Source organism: Ralstonia sp. 110700041-2, assembly GCF_056280165.1.
In genome coordinates, this window is the sequence record NZ_JBSFAI010000011.1 from 136487 (window position 1) to 152516 (window position 16030).

The 16030-nt window shown below is 63.6% G+C and carries 17 protein-coding genes; 7 read left to right on the forward strand and 10 right to left on the reverse strand.

The features are described from left to right. Positions 1 to 137 precede the first annotated feature (137 nt). Entirely contained in the window at positions 138 to 464 is a 327-nt protein-coding gene (locus ACUXH0_RS17465) for an ElaB/YgaM/YqjD family protein (RefSeq protein WP_004629476.1), read from the reverse strand. 282 nt (positions 465 to 746) lie between these two features. Between ACUXH0_RS17465 and ACUXH0_RS17470 the strand changes: the two genes are divergently transcribed. Then, positions 747 to 1385 carry a peroxiredoxin gene (locus ACUXH0_RS17470; RefSeq protein ID WP_004629475.1) on the forward strand — a complete coding sequence of 213 codons (639 nt, stop codon included), beginning with the start codon at positions 747 to 749 and terminating at the stop codon, positions 1383 to 1385. Positions 1386 to 1530: 145 nt separating this feature from the next. On the opposite strand, the gene ACUXH0_RS17475 is transcribed toward ACUXH0_RS17470, so the two are convergent. Both ACUXH0_RS17475 and ACUXH0_RS17480 read right to left on the reverse strand, forming a co-directional pair. Then, positions 1531 to 2913, reverse strand: a complete 1383-nt coding sequence (locus ACUXH0_RS17475) for an NCS2 family permease (protein ID WP_004629474.1) — start codon at positions 2911 to 2913, stop codon at positions 1531 to 1533. A gap of 410 nt (positions 2914 to 3323) precedes the next feature. Beyond that, positions 3324 to 4517, reverse strand: coding sequence for an acyl-CoA dehydrogenase (locus ACUXH0_RS17480; protein ID WP_024973353.1), 1194 nt, complete (start codon positions 4515 to 4517; stop codon positions 3324 to 3326). Between the two features lie 104 nt (positions 4518 to 4621). On the opposite strand from ACUXH0_RS17480, the gene ACUXH0_RS17485 reads away from it, so the two are divergent. Then, positions 4622 to 5446, forward strand: a complete 825-nt coding sequence (locus ACUXH0_RS17485; RefSeq protein ID WP_012435087.1) for an IclR family transcriptional regulator — start codon at positions 4622 to 4624, stop codon at positions 5444 to 5446. Between the two features lie 10 nt (positions 5447 to 5456). On the opposite strand, the gene kynA is transcribed toward ACUXH0_RS17485, so the two are convergent. The 3 genes from kynA to kynB are packed head-to-tail and all read right to left on the reverse strand — an operon-like array spanning position 5457 to position 8264. Then, positions 5457 to 6293: a tryptophan 2,3-dioxygenase gene (gene kynA / locus ACUXH0_RS17490; RefSeq protein ID WP_004629469.1), complete on the reverse strand. Its 837-nt coding sequence runs from the start codon at positions 6291 to 6293 to the stop codon at positions 5457 to 5459. Between the two features lie 40 nt (positions 6294 to 6333). Continuing rightward, the gene (gene kynU / locus ACUXH0_RS17495; RefSeq protein WP_182594412.1) at positions 6334 to 7587 is read right to left on the reverse strand and encodes a kynureninase; all 1254 of its coding nucleotides are present in this window, start codon (positions 7585 to 7587) and stop codon (positions 6334 to 6336) included. Between the two features lie 47 nt (positions 7588 to 7634). Continuing rightward, positions 7635 to 8264 (reverse strand): arylformamidase, encoded by a 630-nt coding sequence (kynB, locus tag ACUXH0_RS17500; RefSeq protein WP_004629465.1) that lies wholly within the window; start codon positions 8262 to 8264, stop codon positions 7635 to 7637. Positions 8265 to 8412: 148 nt separating this feature from the next. Here kynB and ACUXH0_RS17505 point away from each other — a divergent pair, with 148 nt between their 5' ends. Both ACUXH0_RS17505 and ACUXH0_RS17510 read left to right on the forward strand, forming a co-directional pair. Beyond that, on the forward strand, positions 8413 to 8940 hold the full coding sequence (locus tag ACUXH0_RS17505) for an Lrp/AsnC family transcriptional regulator (protein ID WP_004629463.1): 528 nt from the start codon (positions 8413 to 8415) through the stop codon (positions 8938 to 8940). 89 nt (positions 8941 to 9029) lie between these two features. Then, the gene (locus ACUXH0_RS17510; RefSeq protein ID WP_004629461.1) at positions 9030 to 9236 is read left to right on the forward strand and encodes a DUF3079 domain-containing protein; all 207 of its coding nucleotides are present in this window, start codon (positions 9030 to 9032) and stop codon (positions 9234 to 9236) included. 12 nt (positions 9237 to 9248) lie between these two features. Here ACUXH0_RS17510 and ACUXH0_RS17515 read toward each other — a convergent pair whose 3' ends face one another. Next, positions 9249 to 9827 (reverse strand): flavin reductase family protein, encoded by a 579-nt coding sequence (locus ACUXH0_RS17515; protein ID WP_004629458.1) that lies wholly within the window; start codon positions 9825 to 9827, stop codon positions 9249 to 9251. A 181-nt stretch (positions 9828 to 10008) separates the two neighbouring features. Between ACUXH0_RS17515 and msrA the strand changes: the two genes are divergently transcribed. Next, on the forward strand, positions 10009 to 10569 hold the full coding sequence (gene msrA / locus ACUXH0_RS17520) for a peptide-methionine (S)-S-oxide reductase MsrA (RefSeq protein WP_182594413.1): 561 nt from the start codon (positions 10009 to 10011) through the stop codon (positions 10567 to 10569). Between the two features lie 15 nt (positions 10570 to 10584). Here msrA and ACUXH0_RS17525 read toward each other — a convergent pair whose 3' ends face one another. From ACUXH0_RS17525 to pdxH, 3 genes are all read right to left on the reverse strand, one after another. Next, complete coding sequence (locus ACUXH0_RS17525; RefSeq protein ID WP_024973350.1) at positions 10585 to 11670, reverse strand: DUF72 domain-containing protein; 1086 nt, start codon at positions 11668 to 11670, stop codon at positions 10585 to 10587. Between the two features lie 4 nt (positions 11671 to 11674). Next, a complete protein-coding gene (locus tag ACUXH0_RS17530) occupies positions 11675 to 12895 on the reverse strand; it encodes an SAM-dependent methyltransferase (protein ID WP_182594414.1) in 1221 nt (406 codons plus the stop codon). A gap of 195 nt (positions 12896 to 13090) precedes the next feature. Further along, complete coding sequence (gene pdxH, locus ACUXH0_RS17535) at positions 13091 to 13729, reverse strand: pyridoxamine 5'-phosphate oxidase (RefSeq protein ID WP_004629452.1); 639 nt, start codon at positions 13727 to 13729, stop codon at positions 13091 to 13093. A 204-nt stretch (positions 13730 to 13933) separates the two neighbouring features. Between pdxH and ACUXH0_RS17540 the strand changes: the two genes are divergently transcribed. Both ACUXH0_RS17540 and ACUXH0_RS17545 read left to right on the forward strand, forming a co-directional pair. Then, positions 13934 to 14419 carry a sugar dehydrogenase complex small subunit gene (locus ACUXH0_RS17540; RefSeq protein ID WP_012435094.1) on the forward strand — a complete coding sequence of 162 codons (486 nt, stop codon included), beginning with the start codon at positions 13934 to 13936 and terminating at the stop codon, positions 14417 to 14419. Further along, entirely contained in the window at positions 14419 to 16029 is a 1611-nt protein-coding gene (locus tag ACUXH0_RS17545; protein WP_004629448.1) for a GMC family oxidoreductase, read from the forward strand. The genes ACUXH0_RS17540 and ACUXH0_RS17545 overlap by 1 nt, the downstream gene beginning before the upstream one ends. Position 16030 lies beyond the last annotated feature (1 nt).

The following is a 16030-nucleotide window of genomic DNA, read 5'->3' on the forward strand; positions in this document are numbered from 1 at the left end:
GAGTGGAAAGGGTGCGAGGCGGATGGCGCCAGTGCCAACACAGCACGCGCCATGCCCGGAATGGAACCGCAAAAATGCAACTGGCCGATGGCGCGATCCACAGGGCGCGCGCCATCGGCCAGGAAGGGTGCCGCGGGTTACTTGCGGTTAAGCAGCAGGCCGATCAGCAGGCCCACGCCGGCCGCCACGCCCACGGCTTGCCATGGGTGGTCGTGGACGTAGTCGTCGGTGGCGCGTGCGGCAGCCTTGCTCTTGTGGACGACCGCGTCTTGCAGGTCCTGCGCCTTTTCCTTGGCTTGGCGGAGCATGCCCATGCCGCGCTCGCGCAACTCGGCGGCCTTTTCGCCGCTGGTGGACGCAGCTTGTTTGAGCAGGGTTTCAGCGTCGGACAGTACAGTCTTCACGTCGGTCATCAGTTTCTCCTTATTGACGGAATCGGCCAGGTTGGGGGAAGTGTTCGTCATGGTCGGGTCCTCGGTGACGGGGGGTAGTTCAATCGTCAATATGTCGACGCGCTTATTCGCTAGCATATGTGTGGGCGCCGCGAAACTTCAAGCGCTCGCGTTGCGCGCACTGCGATGGATCAAGGCTTCGGTCATTGTCCGGCAATGTGCGTACGCCTTCCACCCTGTTGTCAGCAAATGCCGCGCCTAATGACGAAAAGTGATGTTGTTGTGAATTTATAGTCGTTTTGGTTGGATGGCAATCTGGCTATAGTGGTTCCCAATCTGTGTATGGAGGACACGATGTCTCTACGTTTGGGCGATATCGCCCCTGATTTCGAGCAGGATTCCAGTGAAGGCCGCATCAAGTTTCATGAGTGGCTGGGCAATAGCTGGGGCGTGCTTTTTTCGCACCCGGCCGATTACACGCCGGTCTGCACCACCGAACTGGGCCTGACCGCCAAGCTGAAGGACGAATTTGCCAAGCGCAATGTCAAGGCGATTGCGCTGTCGGTCGACTCGGTTGAGTCGCACAAGGGCTGGATCAACGATATCAACGAGACGCAGAACACCAGCGTCAATTTCCCGATCATTGCCGACCCCGATCGCAAGGTCTCGCAGCTGTACGACATGATTCATCCGAATGCGAGCGAGACGTTCACCGTGCGTTCGTTGTTCGTGATCGATCCGAACAAGAAGATTCGCCTGACGATTACGTATCCGGCATCGACGGGGCGTAATTTCAATGAAGTCCTGCGCGTGATCGACTCGCTGCAGTTGACCGAGTACCACAGCGTGGCCACGCCGGGTAACTGGCAGGACGGCGATGACGTGGTCATCGTGCCCTCGCTGAAGGATGAGGAAGTCATCAAGCAGAAATTTCCGAAGGGCTACAAGGCGTTGCGTCCGTATCTGCGCCTGACGCCGCAGCCCAATAAGTAACCGTCTCCTTGGTAGTGTGATTGCCGCCCGGCCTTGTGCCGGGCGTTTTTTGCGTTGGAGCCGGTTCAGGATCCTAGGCAAAACAAAACCGGCCAGCCCTTTCGGGTCTGGCCGGTTTGTCTTTTGTGAAGACGGTTCCGTGCGATCAGATTGCCCAGCCGCCTACGTAGAACGCTACCAGCGCAGCCGCGATTGCCACGGTGCCGATGTTCAGCTTGCGCCATTCGCCGGCCACCAGGCGGCCGATCACCAATGTGCTGAAGCCCAGCATGATGCCGGTGACGATGTTGCAGGTCAGCACGATGAACACGGCGCAGACGAGGCCCGACAGTGCGTCGACCATGTCGTCCATGTGCAGCTTGCTCACGCTGGAAAGCATCAGCAAGCCGACATACATCAGCGCCGGGGCCGTTGCGTACGACGGCACCAGGCCGGCCAGCGGCGAAAAGAACATCACCGCCAGGAACATCACGCCGACCACCACAGCCGTCAGGCCAGTCTTGCCGCCCGCTGCTACGCCGACCGTCGACTCGATGTAAGCCGCCGCCGGCGCACCGCCGAAGAACGCCGAGAAGATCGAGCTGATCGAATCGGCCGTGAGGGCGCGGCCACCGTTGATGATATGGCCCTTGTCGTTGAGCAGTCCGGCCTGGCCGGCAACCGCGCGGATCGTGCCGGTGGCATCGAACACGGCGGTCATCACCAGTGCCAGCACGCTGGGCAGCACGGCGGCCGTAAGTGCGCCGCGAATATCCATTGTGCCGATCAGCGAGGCATGCCCTGCAGCGGCGAGCGAGGGCACGGCGAACACGCCGGTGAACTTCACGGCCGGGTCAAAGATCAGTCCCAGGACCGAGATGGCAATGATCACGATCAGGATGCCGCCCGGCACGCGACGACGCTCCATGCCGAAGATGGCGGCCAGCCCCAGCACCGACATCATCACCGGGAAGGCAGTGACGTGGCCCAGTGCAACGGGCAGGCCCGCACCGGCGTTCTTGACGACCAGCCCCACGTCGTTGGACGCGATGAGCAGCAGGAACAGCCCGATGCCGATGCCCGTGCCGTGCGCCACGCCCGAAGGCAGATTGCGCAGGATCCAGGACCGCACGCCCGTGGCCGAGATGGCGGTGAAGACCACACCCATCAGGAACACGGCGCCGAGTGCGATCTCTGGCGTGAGCTTTTGCCCGAGCACCAGGCCAAAGGCCATGAACGCGGTCAGCGAAATCGCGCAGCCGATGGCGATCGGCAGCTTGGCCCACAAGCCCATGAGCAGCGAGCCGAAGGCGGTGGTCAGACACACCGCGACGAACACAGCGCTGGTATCAAAGCCGGCCTTGCCCAGCATGCCCGGCACGACAAACACGGCGTAGACCATTGCCATGAAGGTGGTGATGCCAGCCACGACCTCGCGCTTTTGCGTGCTGCCGCGTGCAGAAATCTGGAAATAGCGATCAATGGCACGCGCGTCGGCGATGCCAGCGGCGCCAAGTTCCGTCGACGACGGAATGGACTGTTCAGCCATGGTGGGTTTGTCTCCTGGCAGGACTCCGCGCCGGCCGATCTGGGTCGTCCGCGTAAGGTGCCCTGTTCTGGTTTTGATATCGGTACGGGTGCCTGCGTACGCGCGCCGGCATTCTCCAGACCGTTGTCTCGCGATTGGTTTTGTCGCGTGGCGCTGCAATCTGCGTGTGGATCGCGCGCTCGTTCTATCGGTGTGAGGGGCGTGCGGCCCAACAATCCGCCGACACTTGGACCGAAGCATAGACGCGCGCTACCGCCGATTCATGCGGCGTGGCGTATCCCGGTCATTTGCAAATTGGTATATCGCGAGGGAAGGAGAACAACGGTGCCCAGGACGGGCGAGAGAAGCGGCAAGGCGTGTGGCGAGTTGTGCACGAGTGTGCTGCAACTCGCCGAAAAAGCAAAGCGCAATCAGAAGAAAGCCTGAATGCCGGTCTGTGCGCGGCCGAGGATCAGCGCGTGGATATCGTGCGTGCCTTCGTACGTGTTCACCACTTCCAGGTTCACCACGTGGCGGATCACGCCAAACTCATCCGAGATGCCGTTGCCGCCCAGCATGTCGCGTGCCACACGGGCGATGTCGAGCGACTTGCCGCATGAGTTGCGCTTCATGATCGAGGTGATTTCGACCGCGGCCGTGCCTTCGTCCTTCATGCGGCCCAGGCGCAGGCAACCTTGCAGGCCAAGCGTGATTTCGGTCTGCATGTCGGCCAGTTTTTTCTGCACGAGTTGGTTGGCGGCGAGTGGGCGGCCGAACTGCTTGCGATCCAGTACGTACTGGCGTGCGATGTGCCAGCAGGCTTCTGCTGCGCCCAGTGCGCCCCACGCGATGCCGTAGCGTGCCGAGTTCAGGCACGTGAACGGACCCTTCAGGCCGCGCACGCCCGGCATCAAGTTCTCTCCCGGCACGAACACTTCGTCCAGCACGATTTCACCGGTGATCGACGTACGCAGGCCAACCTTGCCGTGGATGGCAGGCGCCGTCAGACCCTTCCATCCTTTCTCCAGGATGAAGCCGCGGATTTCGTCCTCGCCGTTGTCGTTCGGCAGCTTGGCCCACACGACAAACACATCGGCGATGGGCGAGTTGGTGATCCACATCTTGGCGCCCGACAGCGAGTAGCCGCCGTCGACCTTCCTGGCGCGCGTGATCATCGAGGCCGGGTCGGAACCGTGGTTCGGCTCAGTCAGGCCAAAGCAGCCGATCCACTCGCCGGTCGCCAGCTTCGGCAGGTATTTCTGCTTTTGCGCCTCGCTGCCGAATTCGTAGATCGGCACCATCACGAGCGACGACTGCACGCTCATCATCGAGCGGTAGCCTGAATCCACCCGTTCGACTTCACGTGCGATCAGGCCGTAGCTGACGTAGTTCAGGCCCGGGCCGCCGTACTGCTCGGGAATCGTCGGGCCCAGCAGGCCCAGCTCGCCCATCTCACGAAAGATCGACGCGTCGGTCTTTTCGTGCCGGAACGACTCCAGCACGCGCGGCATCAGCTTGTCCTGGCAGTACGACGCGGCGGCGTCGCGCACCATGCGTTCGTCGTCGGTCAGTTGTTGGTCGAGCAGCAGGGGGTCGGCCCAATTGAAGGCGTTGCGAGCGGTCACGGCGGTCGTCTCCGAGTCGTTGTTGTTCCGATATACGGAACACAGTTTCGAAATTTAGGGCTATCATAGCGCAACCGCCGACGATTTCCAGGGCTTTTTTTGCCATGAGTACGACCCGTCTCCCCGATCCCGAATTCGACACCGCGCCCGCCGAGTCGAGCGACCCGAATTTCGTCACGGCGCTCGCGCGCGGGCTGGAACTGCTGCGCGCATTCCGCCCTGGCGATACGTTGCTCGGCAACCAGGAATTCGTCCGGCGCACGGGCTTTCCCAAGGCCACAGTCAGTCGATTGGCCGGCACGCTGGTGTCGCTCGGTTACCTGCGCTACGACGATGCGCTCGGCAAATACGGGCTCGACGCCGGTGTGCTCGCACTCGGGTTTGCCTACCTGGCCTCGAGCGACGTGATCCAGCTCGCGCGGCCGCACATGAGCGCATTTGCGCAGCGCTATGGGGTATCGATCTCGCTGGGCAAGCGCGATCGGCTGGACATGGTGTATCTGGAGACGATCCGCCACGACAGCCCGTCGATGAGCGGGTCGTCCGGGCTGGGCGTGGGCTCGCGGCTGTCGCTGCTGTCGAGTTCGATGGGTCGGGCGTATCTGGCTTCGTTGCCGGCAGCGCGGCGTGAGCGCCTGTACGAAGCATTGCGCACGCAGCAGCCCGCGCAATGGGCGGCAGAAGGTGCCGCCGCAGACGATGCAGTGAAAGCCGGCGTACGCAATGGTTACGCCGTATCGCTGCGCGACTGGCATCCCGCCATCCACGCATGCGCAGTCGCGTTCTTCGCGCCAAGCCAGCGCGAGCCGTATGTCGTGAGTTGCAGCGCGCCACACACGTCCGCCGATGCAGAGCGCATCCGCGACGAACTGGCCCCCGCGCTGCGAGAGTTCGCGGCAAGGCTCGGCCAAGTCGCCGAGCCCGCCTGAGTCGGGTCGATCAAAGATCAGTCCGCAACTTCCAAAGCTCCGGAAACAACACCACATCCAGCATCTTCCGCAGGTAACCGACGCCCTCGGTGCCGCCCGTGCCACGCTTGAAGCCAATCACGCGCTCGACCGTGGTCACATGCCGGAAGCGCCATTGCCGGAACGCATCTTCCAGATCGACGAACTTCTCAGCCAGCTCGTACAGCTCCCAGTGGTGCGTCGGGTCTCGATAGACCTCCAGCCACGCCGCTTCCACCGAGGCGTTGTAAGTCACGGGACGCGACCAGTCACGCTCGATGCAATCTGCGTCGAATGCAAAGCCGTGACGCGCCATGTAACGCACCGCCTCGTCGTACAGCGACGGCGTTTCCAACGCAGCCTTGACCTGTTCGTAATGCTCGGTGCGATGCGCGTGCGGCTTGAGCATCGCCGCGTTCTTGTTGCCGAGGATGAACTCGATCTCGCGGTACTGATACGACTGAAAGCCTGACGATTGCCCGAGGTGCGGACGCATGGCCGAGTACTCCGGCGGCGTCATCGTGGCGAGCACGTTCCACGCCTGCACCAGCTGATCCATGATGCGCGACACGCGCGCCAGCATCTTGAACGCAGGCGGCAGGTTGTCATTGCGCACGCAATCCCGCGCGGCGCGCAACTCGTGCAGCATCAGCTTCATCCACAGCTCGGTGGTCTGATGCTGAACGATGAAGAGCATCTCGTTATGATCCGGCGAGCGCGGGTGCTGCGCGTTCAGAATCTGGTCGAGCGCGAGGTAGTCGCCATAGCTCATCGACTTTGAGAAATCGAGCTGTGCGTCGTGCCAGCCCTCGCCCTGGGCGGCATGCATGGGGCAGCCCGATGCTGCGGGTTGATTCGGGTTCGACATCTCAGGTCACCAGCGTACGTTCGTTGAATTGGGCCGATTGCCATGCGCCGGTTTCCAGCACATCGCGCAGAATTTCTACGGCGTCCCACACATCGGCAAAGCTCGTGTAAAGCGGCGTGAAACCGAAGCGCATGATGCGCGGCTCGCGGTAGTCGCCGATCACGCCGCGCGCAATCAGCGCCTGCACCACGGCATAGCCGTTGGGGTGTTCGTAGCTGACGTGGCTGCCGCGTACGGCGTGCTCGCGCGGCGTGACGAGCGTGAGCGGAAAGCCAGCGCAGCGGGTTTCCACCAGCGTGATGAAGAGGTCGGTGAGCGCCAGCGACTTGGCGCGCAGGGCGGCCATCGACGTCTGCGCGAAGATGTCGAGCCCGCATTCCACCATCGCCATCGACGTGATCGGCTGCGTGCCGCACAGGAAGCGGCCGATGCCGGCATCGGCGTCGTAGCGCGACTCCATCGCGAACGGCCGCGCGTGCCCCCACCAGCCCGATAGCGGCTGCCAGAAGCGCTCGCGCAACGCCGGTGCCACCCACACGAAGGCTGGCGAGCCGGGGCCGCCGTTGAGGTATTTGTAGGTACAGCCGATGGCGTAATCCGCGCCGCCTGCGTGCAGGTCAACGGGCACAGCGCCCGCCGAATGCGCCAGATCCCAGATGGCCAGCGCGCCGTGCTTGTGCGCCAGCGCCGAGACGGCCGCCATGTCGTACATGTGGCCGCTCTTGTAGTTCACATGCGTCAGCATGGTGACGGCGACGTCGTCGCCCAGCGCGCCTTCCAGTTCTTCCGGCGAGTCGATCAGGCGCAGTTTGTAGCCGTCGCGCAGCAGGTCGGCCAGTCCTTCAGCGATGTACAGGTCGGTCGGAAAATTGTGCGTTTCCGACACGATGATCTTGCGGGCGGGCGCGTCTTCGCGCTGCACGCGAATCGCGGCGGCCAGCACCTTGAACAGGTTGATCGATGTGGTGTCGGTGACGACGACTTCATCTTCACGCGCACCAATCAGCGGCGCCAGCTTGTTGCCCAGGCGGCGCGGCAGTTCAAACCAGCCGGCCTGGTTCCAGCTGCGGATCAGGCCATCGCCCCATTCGTTGGCGACGACTTCCTGCGCGCGGGCGAGCGCGGCTTTCGGGCGGGCGCCCAGCGAGTTGCCGTCGAGGTAAATCACGCCGTCGGGCAGCGCAAAGGCGTCGCGCAGCGTGGCGATCGGATCGGCCGCGTCGCGTTCGAGGCAGGAGTTGCGGGTGATGGTCATGTGATTACGGGAGCGAAAAAGCGGTTTGTGTTCTGTCGTTGTATCGATCAGGGCAGGCTGCGCAGCACGGCGCGAACCGGGCTGGCATCGAGGGTGGCGAACTTGAGTGGCAGGGCGATCAGTTCGTAGTCACCGGCGGGCACGTCGTCGAGCAGCAGCCCTTCGAGGATCGCGAGGCCGTGTTTGCCGACGGCGTGGTGCGCGTCCATGGTCTTGGAGGTCTGCGGATCGAGCGAGGCGGTGTCGACGCCGATGAGCTTGACACCGTGCGTGGCCAGCAGCGCGATGGTCTCGGGCGCAACGGCGGCAAAGTCTTTGTCCCACGCGGTCTGCGGCATATGCGCGTACGTGCGCAGCAGCACGCGCGGCGGTGCGTTGGTCAATGCGTCGCGCACGTGTTCCGGCTCGACGCGCGCTACACCTACGCAGTGGATAACGCGGCACAGGCCCAGGTAGGCGTCCAGCGGCACCTGGCCGATGGCAGCGCCGTCCGCGCGGTAGTGGAGCGGCGCATCGGCATGGGCACCCGTGTGCGGCGAGAGCGTAATGCGTCCGACATTGACCGGGCAGTCACCTTCGAGCTTCCACGCAATTTCCTGCGAAAACGGCGTGTCGCCGGGCCACGTGGGCGTGGTGGGCGAAAGGGCGGGGGTGATGTCCCACAAAGTGCGTTCCAAGGCGGCTCCAGGGCAAGAAAATCGGTGAATCCGTGTCGAAATGATAGGGAAATCCGCGCGCAATGGGTTTGCATAATCGTGCGTGTGAGTTCGATGGATTCGCATAAAATGCAACGTACACAGGAAATCACGCAAAGAACAACGACGGATGCAACTCGATACCACCGATCTGCGCATTCTCCAGGTCTTGCAGGAAGACGGCCGCATCAGCAACCAGGACCTGGCCGAACGCGTCGCGCTGTCGCCGTCGGCCTGCCTGCGGCGTGTGCGGATGCTGGAAGAGGGCGGCGCCATCACGGGTTACCGGGCGCAATTGGGCCGGGCGGCACTCGGGCTGGAACTGGAAGCCATCGTGCAGGTGTCGATGCGCCAGGACGTGACGGGCTGGCACGAGACCTTCATGGCTGCCGTGCAGAGTTGGCCCGAGATCGTGGCCGCCTACATCATCACCGGGGATTGCAACTACATCCTGCGCGTGCAGGCGCCCAACCTGCAGCACTACTCCGAGTTCATCATCGAGCGGCTGTACAAGACGCCCGGCGTGATGGACATCCGCTCGAATATCGTCCTGCGCACCATCAAGGACCGCGACGGCGGTCTGGCGCTGTTGATGGAAGCGCGGGGCGTGCGCCCGCTCGAGGGCAAGGCGACGGGCAAGGGCGGGAGAGCAAAGTAGCAAGTGGCGCCGGACTTTCTGACGAGAATCAATCCCCTACTGAAAGCATGCGCGGATAGTGGCCCCTGTGTTGTCGACCGGAGCGGGCCATGGCCAAGAAGTTTCCGCTGCATCCTGTGCACCCCGAGCGCATCTGCTGGGGCTGCGACAAGTATTGCTCCACCGACGCCCTGGGCTGCGGCAACGGCTCGGGCCGCACGCAGCACCCCGCCGAGCTGCTCGGCGACGACTGGTATGAATTCGGGGATTGGGGCATCGACGCGGACGCGCCGCAGAAACCAGGCACGCCCGCGTGAATGGCTGGCAGGTCAGTCGCCGATGCGCGTGAGCGACGAGAACGCGCCTCGATGGAACACCAGTGGTGCGCCATTCGCGTCGATCACGCCGCAGCGCTCGACTTCACCGACGAAGATGACGTGGTCACCCTCGTCATATCGGCTGCGGTTATGGCACTCGAACCAGGCCAGGGATTGTCCGAGGATCGGCAGGCCGGTGGGGCTCAGGCGGTAGTCGATGTTGGCAAAGCGGTCGCCCTTGAGCGTGGCGAAGCGCTTGCACAGGGCCAGTTGATCGGCTGCGAGAACATTGATGACGTAGTGCGAGCCGGCGTGGAACAGCGGAAATGAATTCGCCTGCACGCCCAGACTCCACAGCACCAGCGGCGGGTCCAGCGACACCGAATTGAACGAGCTGGCCGTCACCCCGACGAACGCCGGCGTACCTGGCCGGCCTTCCGAGCGCGTGGTGACCACCGTCACGCCAGTGGCAAACTGGGACAGGGCATGCCGGAAATGCGCGGCATCGAAATCGGGCGGGGTGGCGCGGCCATGTGGGCGTCGATGCGCCGACGCCTCGCGCGCGGAAGATTCCCTGTCGCGCGCATCCATGGGAATGGCTCCGTTTTGGTCCATGAAAACTACCGAAAGTAATGCTCAATTGTAACGGACGCCCGATAGGCCGCGCCCGGGTAGGGCTTTGCGTGATTCTGCGGCCACATGGTGGTGCCTGTGTCAGGATTGAAGCCTTCGGCCGACCAATGGCAGCCCAATCAATTGCAGGAGAATCCGAATGACTGAACAACGCGCCCTTGAAACCGCCGTCCTGGGCGGAGGCTGCTTCTGGTGCCTTGAAGCGGTGTTCCAGCAGGTGCAAGGGGTGCAGAGCGTGGTGTCCGGCTATGCCGGCGGCCATGTCGATCGCCCGAGTTACCGTGCCGTTTGCAATGGCAACACTGGTCATGCCGAAGTGGTGGCCGTGAAGTTCGACCCGGCTGTGATCCCATATCGCGAGATTCTCGACATCTTCTTCGCCATTCACGACCCGACCACGGTTGATCGCCAGGGCAACGACGTTGGCCCGCAATACCGCTCGGCCATCTTTGCGCAGACGCCCGAGCAGTTGGCGACAGCACGTACAGCCGTTGCCGAGCTGGGCGCCAGCGATATCTTTGAAGCGCCCATCGTGACCGAACTGGTGGATGCCGCTGACGGCAAGGTCACCTTCTGGCGCGCCGAGGACGAGCACCAGAACTACTTCCGCGACCACCCGGCCCAGGGCTACTGCGCGTTCGTCATCTCGCCCAAGGTGGCGAAATTCCGCAAGCAGTTCGCACACCGTTTGCAGGGCTAGAAGAGGGCGCTGAGGTTACGCTGCGTCCCCCGGCAGGCGCGCGGCAATGGCCTCGGCCAGCTTGATGCACGACAACGGGGATGATCCTTCTGCCTTGTTGCTGACCAGGATCGTTACCTTGCGCCCAGCCGCCAGCGCGGCGACCGCCATGTCGGCCAACGTCTCCCGCGAGAACGGGTCTTCATCGACGAGCTTGTTGAACGGTTTGTACGCTGCTTCGGCTTGCGCGTAGCGATAGCGGCTGTTCAGGTTCCAGCGCACTACGAGCGGGCCGCCCGCGCCTTCATCCAGCAATGCGACGGCGGCGGCTTGCCGGTCCACAGCCGGCATCCGTTCATGCAGGCCAACGCAATAACGCACCCCCGCCGCGCGCAGCATCTTGATGAAGCGCGGCGTGAGCAGCGTGGCGTCGCGCAATTCCACCGTGTAGACGGCATCGGGATTGCGTTGCGGATCGAGTGGCGGCAGCGCGGTCAGGAACGCCGCAAGCCGTTCCACAAAGCCGGTGGCATCTTCAGCCAGCGCGCCCAGCGGCGAAAGCTGAAACACGAGCGGCCCGCATCGCGTCCCGAGCCCGCGGGTGGCCGGCTCAACAAAGTCGCGGATCGCAAATTCAGGATTCAGGAAGGCAGGATTGGCCATGCGCCCGCGCCCGTCCGATTCACGAATCCACGCGTCGCATACGGCAGAGGTTGCCTTGACTGCAAAGCGGAAGTCTTCCGGCACGCTGGCCGCGTAGGCGACGTAGTCTGCCAGCGGGATTGGCGAATAGAACCCGCGATCGATACTGACCGTGCGCAGCAACGGGTGCTGGGCATAAGCCGCCAGGCCTTTGCGTGCGAGCATTGAATCGGAGTACTCGCCCGCATACACCAGCCCGTCCCACCCCGGATACGACCACGACGACGTGCCGATGCGCAGATCGCGCGGCAAGCGCTGCGCGAGCGCAGCCACATCGGGCGCAACCACGGCCGGCTGCACACCCTGTCGGGCGGGCGAGCGTTTGGGTTTCGGAGCGGATGTGCCGGGTTCGGCGGTCGCGTTGTCGCTGGGTGCGAGTGGCGCGCCGAACAGATCGTCGATGGGGGAGCTGTCGGTCAAATGGTTACGCGTAGATATAGCGGCGCGACCACGGGATCGTCGTCGCCGACTTGCCGGCCTTCTGTAGCACGGTCTGGAAGATCGAGATTTCGTCGGCGTCGAAGGCGTGTGCGCAGCCGGCCAGGTAGACGCGCCAGATGCGATATTTCTTCTCGCCCACCATTGCGCGGATGGTTTCGCCGTTGGCCTCGAAGCGCTCGGCCCAGTGCTCGAGCGTGCGCGCATAGTGGCGGCGCAGGCTTTCAACGTCAAGCGCTTCCAGGCCGCCATCCTGCGCGGCGCTCAGCGCCAGCGAGATGTGCGGCAGTTCGCCCTGCGGAAAGACATAGCGATCGATGAAATCGCCGCCGCCCATGGAGCTTTCGCCGCCGGCTGTATCGGAAGACGTGATGCCGTGATTCATGGCGACGCCGCCATCAGCCAGGAGATCGTGCATGCGGCGGAAATATCCGGGCAGGTTCTTGCGACCGACGTGCTCGAACATGCCGACGCTCGTGATGCGATCAAACTGGCCGGTCAGGTCGCGGTAATCCTGGATGCGGATTTCGATCTGGTCTTGCAAGCCGGCCGCCCGTACGCGTTCGGTGGCAAGCTCGTACTGGTTTTGCGACAGCGTCACGCCCAGGCAGCGCGCGCCGTACTTCTGCGCGGCACGCAGCACCAGCGCGCCCCAGCCGCAGCCGATATCGAGCAGCGTTTGCCCGGGCTGTAAGCGGATCTTGGTGAGGATGTGGTCGATCTTCTTGATCTGCGCTTCGTCGAGGGTTTCATCGCCATTTTCGAAGTAGGCGCAGGAGTAGACCATGTTCTGATCCAGCCACAGCTTGTAGAAATCGTTGGAAACGTCGTAGTGATACTGGATCGATTCCTTATCGCCTTCCTTCGTGTGGGCGAAGTGGCGCACCACGCGGGCCAGCGCATTGCCGCTGCTGACCGCGGCCGCAGCAGCCAGGCTGTAGCTCACGTTGATGATGTCGGCCAGCTTGCCGTCCAGGTCGATTTTTTCCTGGACGTACGCTTCGCCCAGGTTGTTCAGCGTTGGGGAGAGCAGCAGTGGCAGAGCGCTCGCTTCGCGCACGGTGAGCGTGACGCGGGGCTGCTCGAAGCGGCCCAGCTCGTATTGATCACCGTTCCATAACCGCAGGCGCACGGGAAGGTTGGCAGACTCGCGGATGTCCTGGATCCACTGCTCAAGTTTGCGGTCAATCGCCTGTTGGAAAAACATGTCGACGCCTCCCTGATGTGCAAGTGTTCGGGACGGCCATCGGATTGCGGCCCGAACGGATCACATTAGCTTACGACAAACTTTCCCATTGTGCTGTGCGGATCTTACGGGGACGTGCCGGCCCGATCCTTCGGCAGCAAGCGCCGTGCCGGCATGACGCGATGCGCAATAACGTATTGCGCATCTGTCGTCAGGCTACGGGGCGAGGCGGACGATTGTCCAGCTGCCGTCGGCATGCTTGCGGTACTCCAGCCGATCGTGCAGCCGCGACGGGCGGCCTTGCCAGAATTCCAGCCGCTCGGGCAGCAGCCGGTAGCCGCCCCAGTGGGGCGGGCGCGGCGGGGCATCGCCAAAGCGCTGGCGGTATTCGGCTTCGCGCGCTTCCAGCGTGGCGCGGTCGGGCACTTCGCTGCTCTGCTCCGACGCCCAGGCGCCCAGGCGCGAGCCCAGCGGCCGCGAGTGGTAATAGGCATCGCTCTCTGCTTCGCTCACTTTTTCGACGATGCCTTGTACGCGCACCTGCCGCTCCAGCCCGATCCAGTGGAACAGCAGCGCAGCGCGGGGGTTGGCGGCCAGTTCCTCGCCCTTGTGGCTGGCGTAGTTCGTGAAGAACGTGAAGCCGCGTTCGTCCAGGTTCTTGAGCAGGACGATGCGGGCCGAGGGCTGGCCATGCGGGTCCACCGTGGCGAGCGTCATGGCGTTGACTTCAGCCACCTCGGCTTTCAGGGCCTCGTCGAACCAGCGGCGGAACTGGCGCAGGGGGCTGGCGTCGACGTCGGCGATGTCGAGCGAAGCGCGGGCGTAATCGGTGCGGATATCGGCAATGGAGGTCATGAGCGTGGCGAATGCGGCATGCGGACGGGCCGAGTATAGACAAACACGGCCTGCCGTTCTTTGCTCGCGCGCAAGGGCTGGCACGCTTTGCGCGTGGGGCGGGATGCTGGCGATCTGTCCCGCGCCGCCTATATTGGCTAGTCAAGGGCGTCAGGCTGGCGGCGCCTGCCATGTTCCCCACAAAAATTTCAACAGGATGTCGAAATGGCCCCCCGTTCCCATTCTTCCGACACCGCCGCCGGCCTGACGCGCCGCCAGTGGCTGCAGGGCACGCTGGCATTGGCTGCCGCCGGGCTGGCGGGCTCGCAGGTGCTGCGCGCGGTTGCCCAGGCCCCGACAGAATCGCTCGATGCATTCATGGCGTTGTCACAGGCGCTGACGGCACGGCCCGCGCTGGATCGCGGCGTCGGCACGCGGTTGCTGGCAGCGCTGGGCAAATCCGGCGCCGACTTTGCAGCGCAATTGCGGCCGCTGGCGCAGGCGTTGGCAGCGGGCTCCCTGTCTGATGCACAGCAGAAGACCGCGCTGCAGATCCTGGAAGCGTGGTACCTGGGTGTGGTTGACGGCAATGTCGTCACGTACGAGCAGGCGCTGATGTACAGCGTGGTCTCCGACACGCTGGTCATCCGCACGTATTGCCCTAATCAGCCTGGCTTCTGGGCCGAGCCCCCCGTCGAGAGGCAAGCCTGATGGCCGATACCCAACAAGCCGATATCGTGGTGGTGGGCTCCGGCGTGGCCGGGGCGCTGGTGGCGTACGAGCTGGCACGCGCGGGGAAGTCGGTGCTGATGCTCGAAGCGGGGCCGCGCCTGCCGCGCTGGGAAATTGTCGAGCGCTTCCGCAACCAGGCCGACAAGATGGATTTCATGGCGCCGTATCCGTCAACGCCATGGGCACCGCATCCGGAATATGGCCCGCCCAACAACTACCTCGTGCTCAAGGGTGAGCATCAGTTCAACTCGCAGTACATCCGGGCGGTGGGCGGCACGACCTGGCACTGGGCCGCATCGACGTGGCGCTTTTTGCCGAATGATTTCAAGCTGCGCAGCGTGTATGGCATCGCGCGTGACTGGCCGATCCAGTATCAGGATCTTGAACGCTATTACGGCCGGGCCGAAGAGGCGCTGGGCGTGTGGGGCCCGAACGACGAAGACCTCGGCTCGCCGCGCAGCCAGCCGTATCCCATGGCGCCGCTTCCGCTGTCATTCAGTGAACGCACGATCAAGGATGCACTCAACGCGCACGACGCGAGCTTGCACGTGGTCACCGAGCCGGTGGCGCGCAACAGTCGCCCGTACGACGGTCGCCCGACCTGCTGCGGCAACAACAACTGCATGCCGATCTGCCCGATCGGAGCGATGTACAACGGCATCGTGCATGTGGAGAAAGCCGAGCAGGCCGGCGCACGGCTGATCGAGAACGCCGTGGTCTTCAAGCTCGAAGTCGGTCCCAACAAGCGCATCGTGGCGGCGCGGTACAAGGATTCGAAAGGCGCCGAGCACCGCGTGGAAGGCAAGTGGTTCGTGCTGGCTGCCAACGGCATCGAAACGCCCAAGCTGATGCTGATGTCGACCAGCCAGGATTTTCCGAAGGGCGTTGGCAACAGCTCCGACATGGTGGGGCGCAACCTGATGGATCACCCTGGCACCGGCGTGAGTTTCTATGCCGACCGCAAATTGTGGCCGGGGCGCGGGCCGCAGGAAATGACCTCGCTGATCGGCTTTCGCGATGGGCCGTTCCGCGCCACGCAGGCCGGCAAGAAGCTTCACCTGTCGAACATGTCGCGTATCGAGCAGGAGACGCAGCGCATCTTCAAGGAGGGCAAGCTCATCAAGCCCGCCGAACTGGATGCGCGCATCCGAGATCAGGCCGCGCGCTATGTGCAGTTCGACAGTTTTCACGAGATCCTGCCTCTGCCCGAGAACCGGATTGTGCCGAGCGCAAGTGAGGTCGACGCCATCGGCATTCCGCGTCCGGAGATCACGTACCACATCGACGACTACGTCAAACGCAGCGCCGTGCATACACGCGAGGTCTACGCGACTGCTGCACAGGTGATGGGCGGTACCAATGTCGAGTTCCACGACGACTTCGCGCCCAACAACCACATCACCGGCGCAACCATCATGGGTGCCGATCCGAAAAACTCCGTGGTCGACAAGGATTGCCGGACGTTTGACCACCCGAACCTGTTCATCAGCAGCAGCTCCACCATGCCGACGGTTGGCACCGTGAACGTGACGCTGACCATTGCGGCGCTGGCGCTGCGGATTGCCGATCAACTGAAGAAGGAGGCGTGAG

Bases quoted from the DNA above. Each gene is read 5' to 3' on its own strand.
- ACUXH0_RS17515 (WP_004629458.1), bottom strand. From the start codon at position 9,827: ATGGATGCGCGCGACAGGGAATCTTCCGCGCGCGAGGCGTCGGCGCAT.
- ACUXH0_RS17470 (WP_004629475.1), top strand. From the start codon at position 747: ATGTCTCTACGTTTGGGCGATATCGCCCCTGATTTCGAGCAGGATTCC.
- ACUXH0_RS17540 (WP_012435094.1), top strand. From the start codon at position 13,934: ATGGCCCCCCGTTCCCATTCTTCCGACACCGCCGCCGGCCTGACGCGC.
- ACUXH0_RS17510 (WP_004629461.1), top strand. From the start codon at position 9,030: ATGGCCAAGAAGTTTCCGCTGCATCCTGTGCACCCCGAGCGCATCTGC.
- ACUXH0_RS17475 (WP_004629474.1), bottom strand. From the start codon at position 2,913: ATGGCTGAACAGTCCATTCCGTCGTCGACGGAACTTGGCGCCGCTGGC.
- ACUXH0_RS17530 (WP_182594414.1), bottom strand. From the start codon at position 12,895: ATGTTTTTCCAACAGGCGATTGACCGCAAACTTGAGCAGTGGATCCAG.
- kynU (WP_182594412.1), bottom strand. From the start codon at position 7,587: ATGACCATCACCCGCAACTCCTGCCTCGAACGCGACGCGGCCGATCCG.
- ACUXH0_RS17545 (WP_004629448.1), top strand. From the start codon at position 14,419: ATGGCCGATACCCAACAAGCCGATATCGTGGTGGTGGGCTCCGGCGTG.
- ACUXH0_RS17465 (WP_004629476.1), bottom strand. From the start codon at position 464: ATGACGAACACTTCCCCCAACCTGGCCGATTCCGTCAATAAGGAGAAA.
- ACUXH0_RS17485 (WP_012435087.1), top strand. From the start codon at position 4,622: ATGAGTACGACCCGTCTCCCCGATCCCGAATTCGACACCGCGCCCGCC.
- msrA (WP_182594413.1), top strand. From the start codon at position 10,009: ATGACTGAACAACGCGCCCTTGAAACCGCCGTCCTGGGCGGAGGCTGC.
- ACUXH0_RS17505 (WP_004629463.1), top strand. From the start codon at position 8,413: ATGCAACTCGATACCACCGATCTGCGCATTCTCCAGGTCTTGCAGGAA.
- kynA (WP_004629469.1), bottom strand. From the start codon at position 6,293: ATGCATGCCGCCCAGGGCGAGGGCTGGCACGACGCACAGCTCGATTTC.
- pdxH (WP_004629452.1), bottom strand. From the start codon at position 13,729: ATGACCTCCATTGCCGATATCCGCACCGATTACGCCCGCGCTTCGCTC.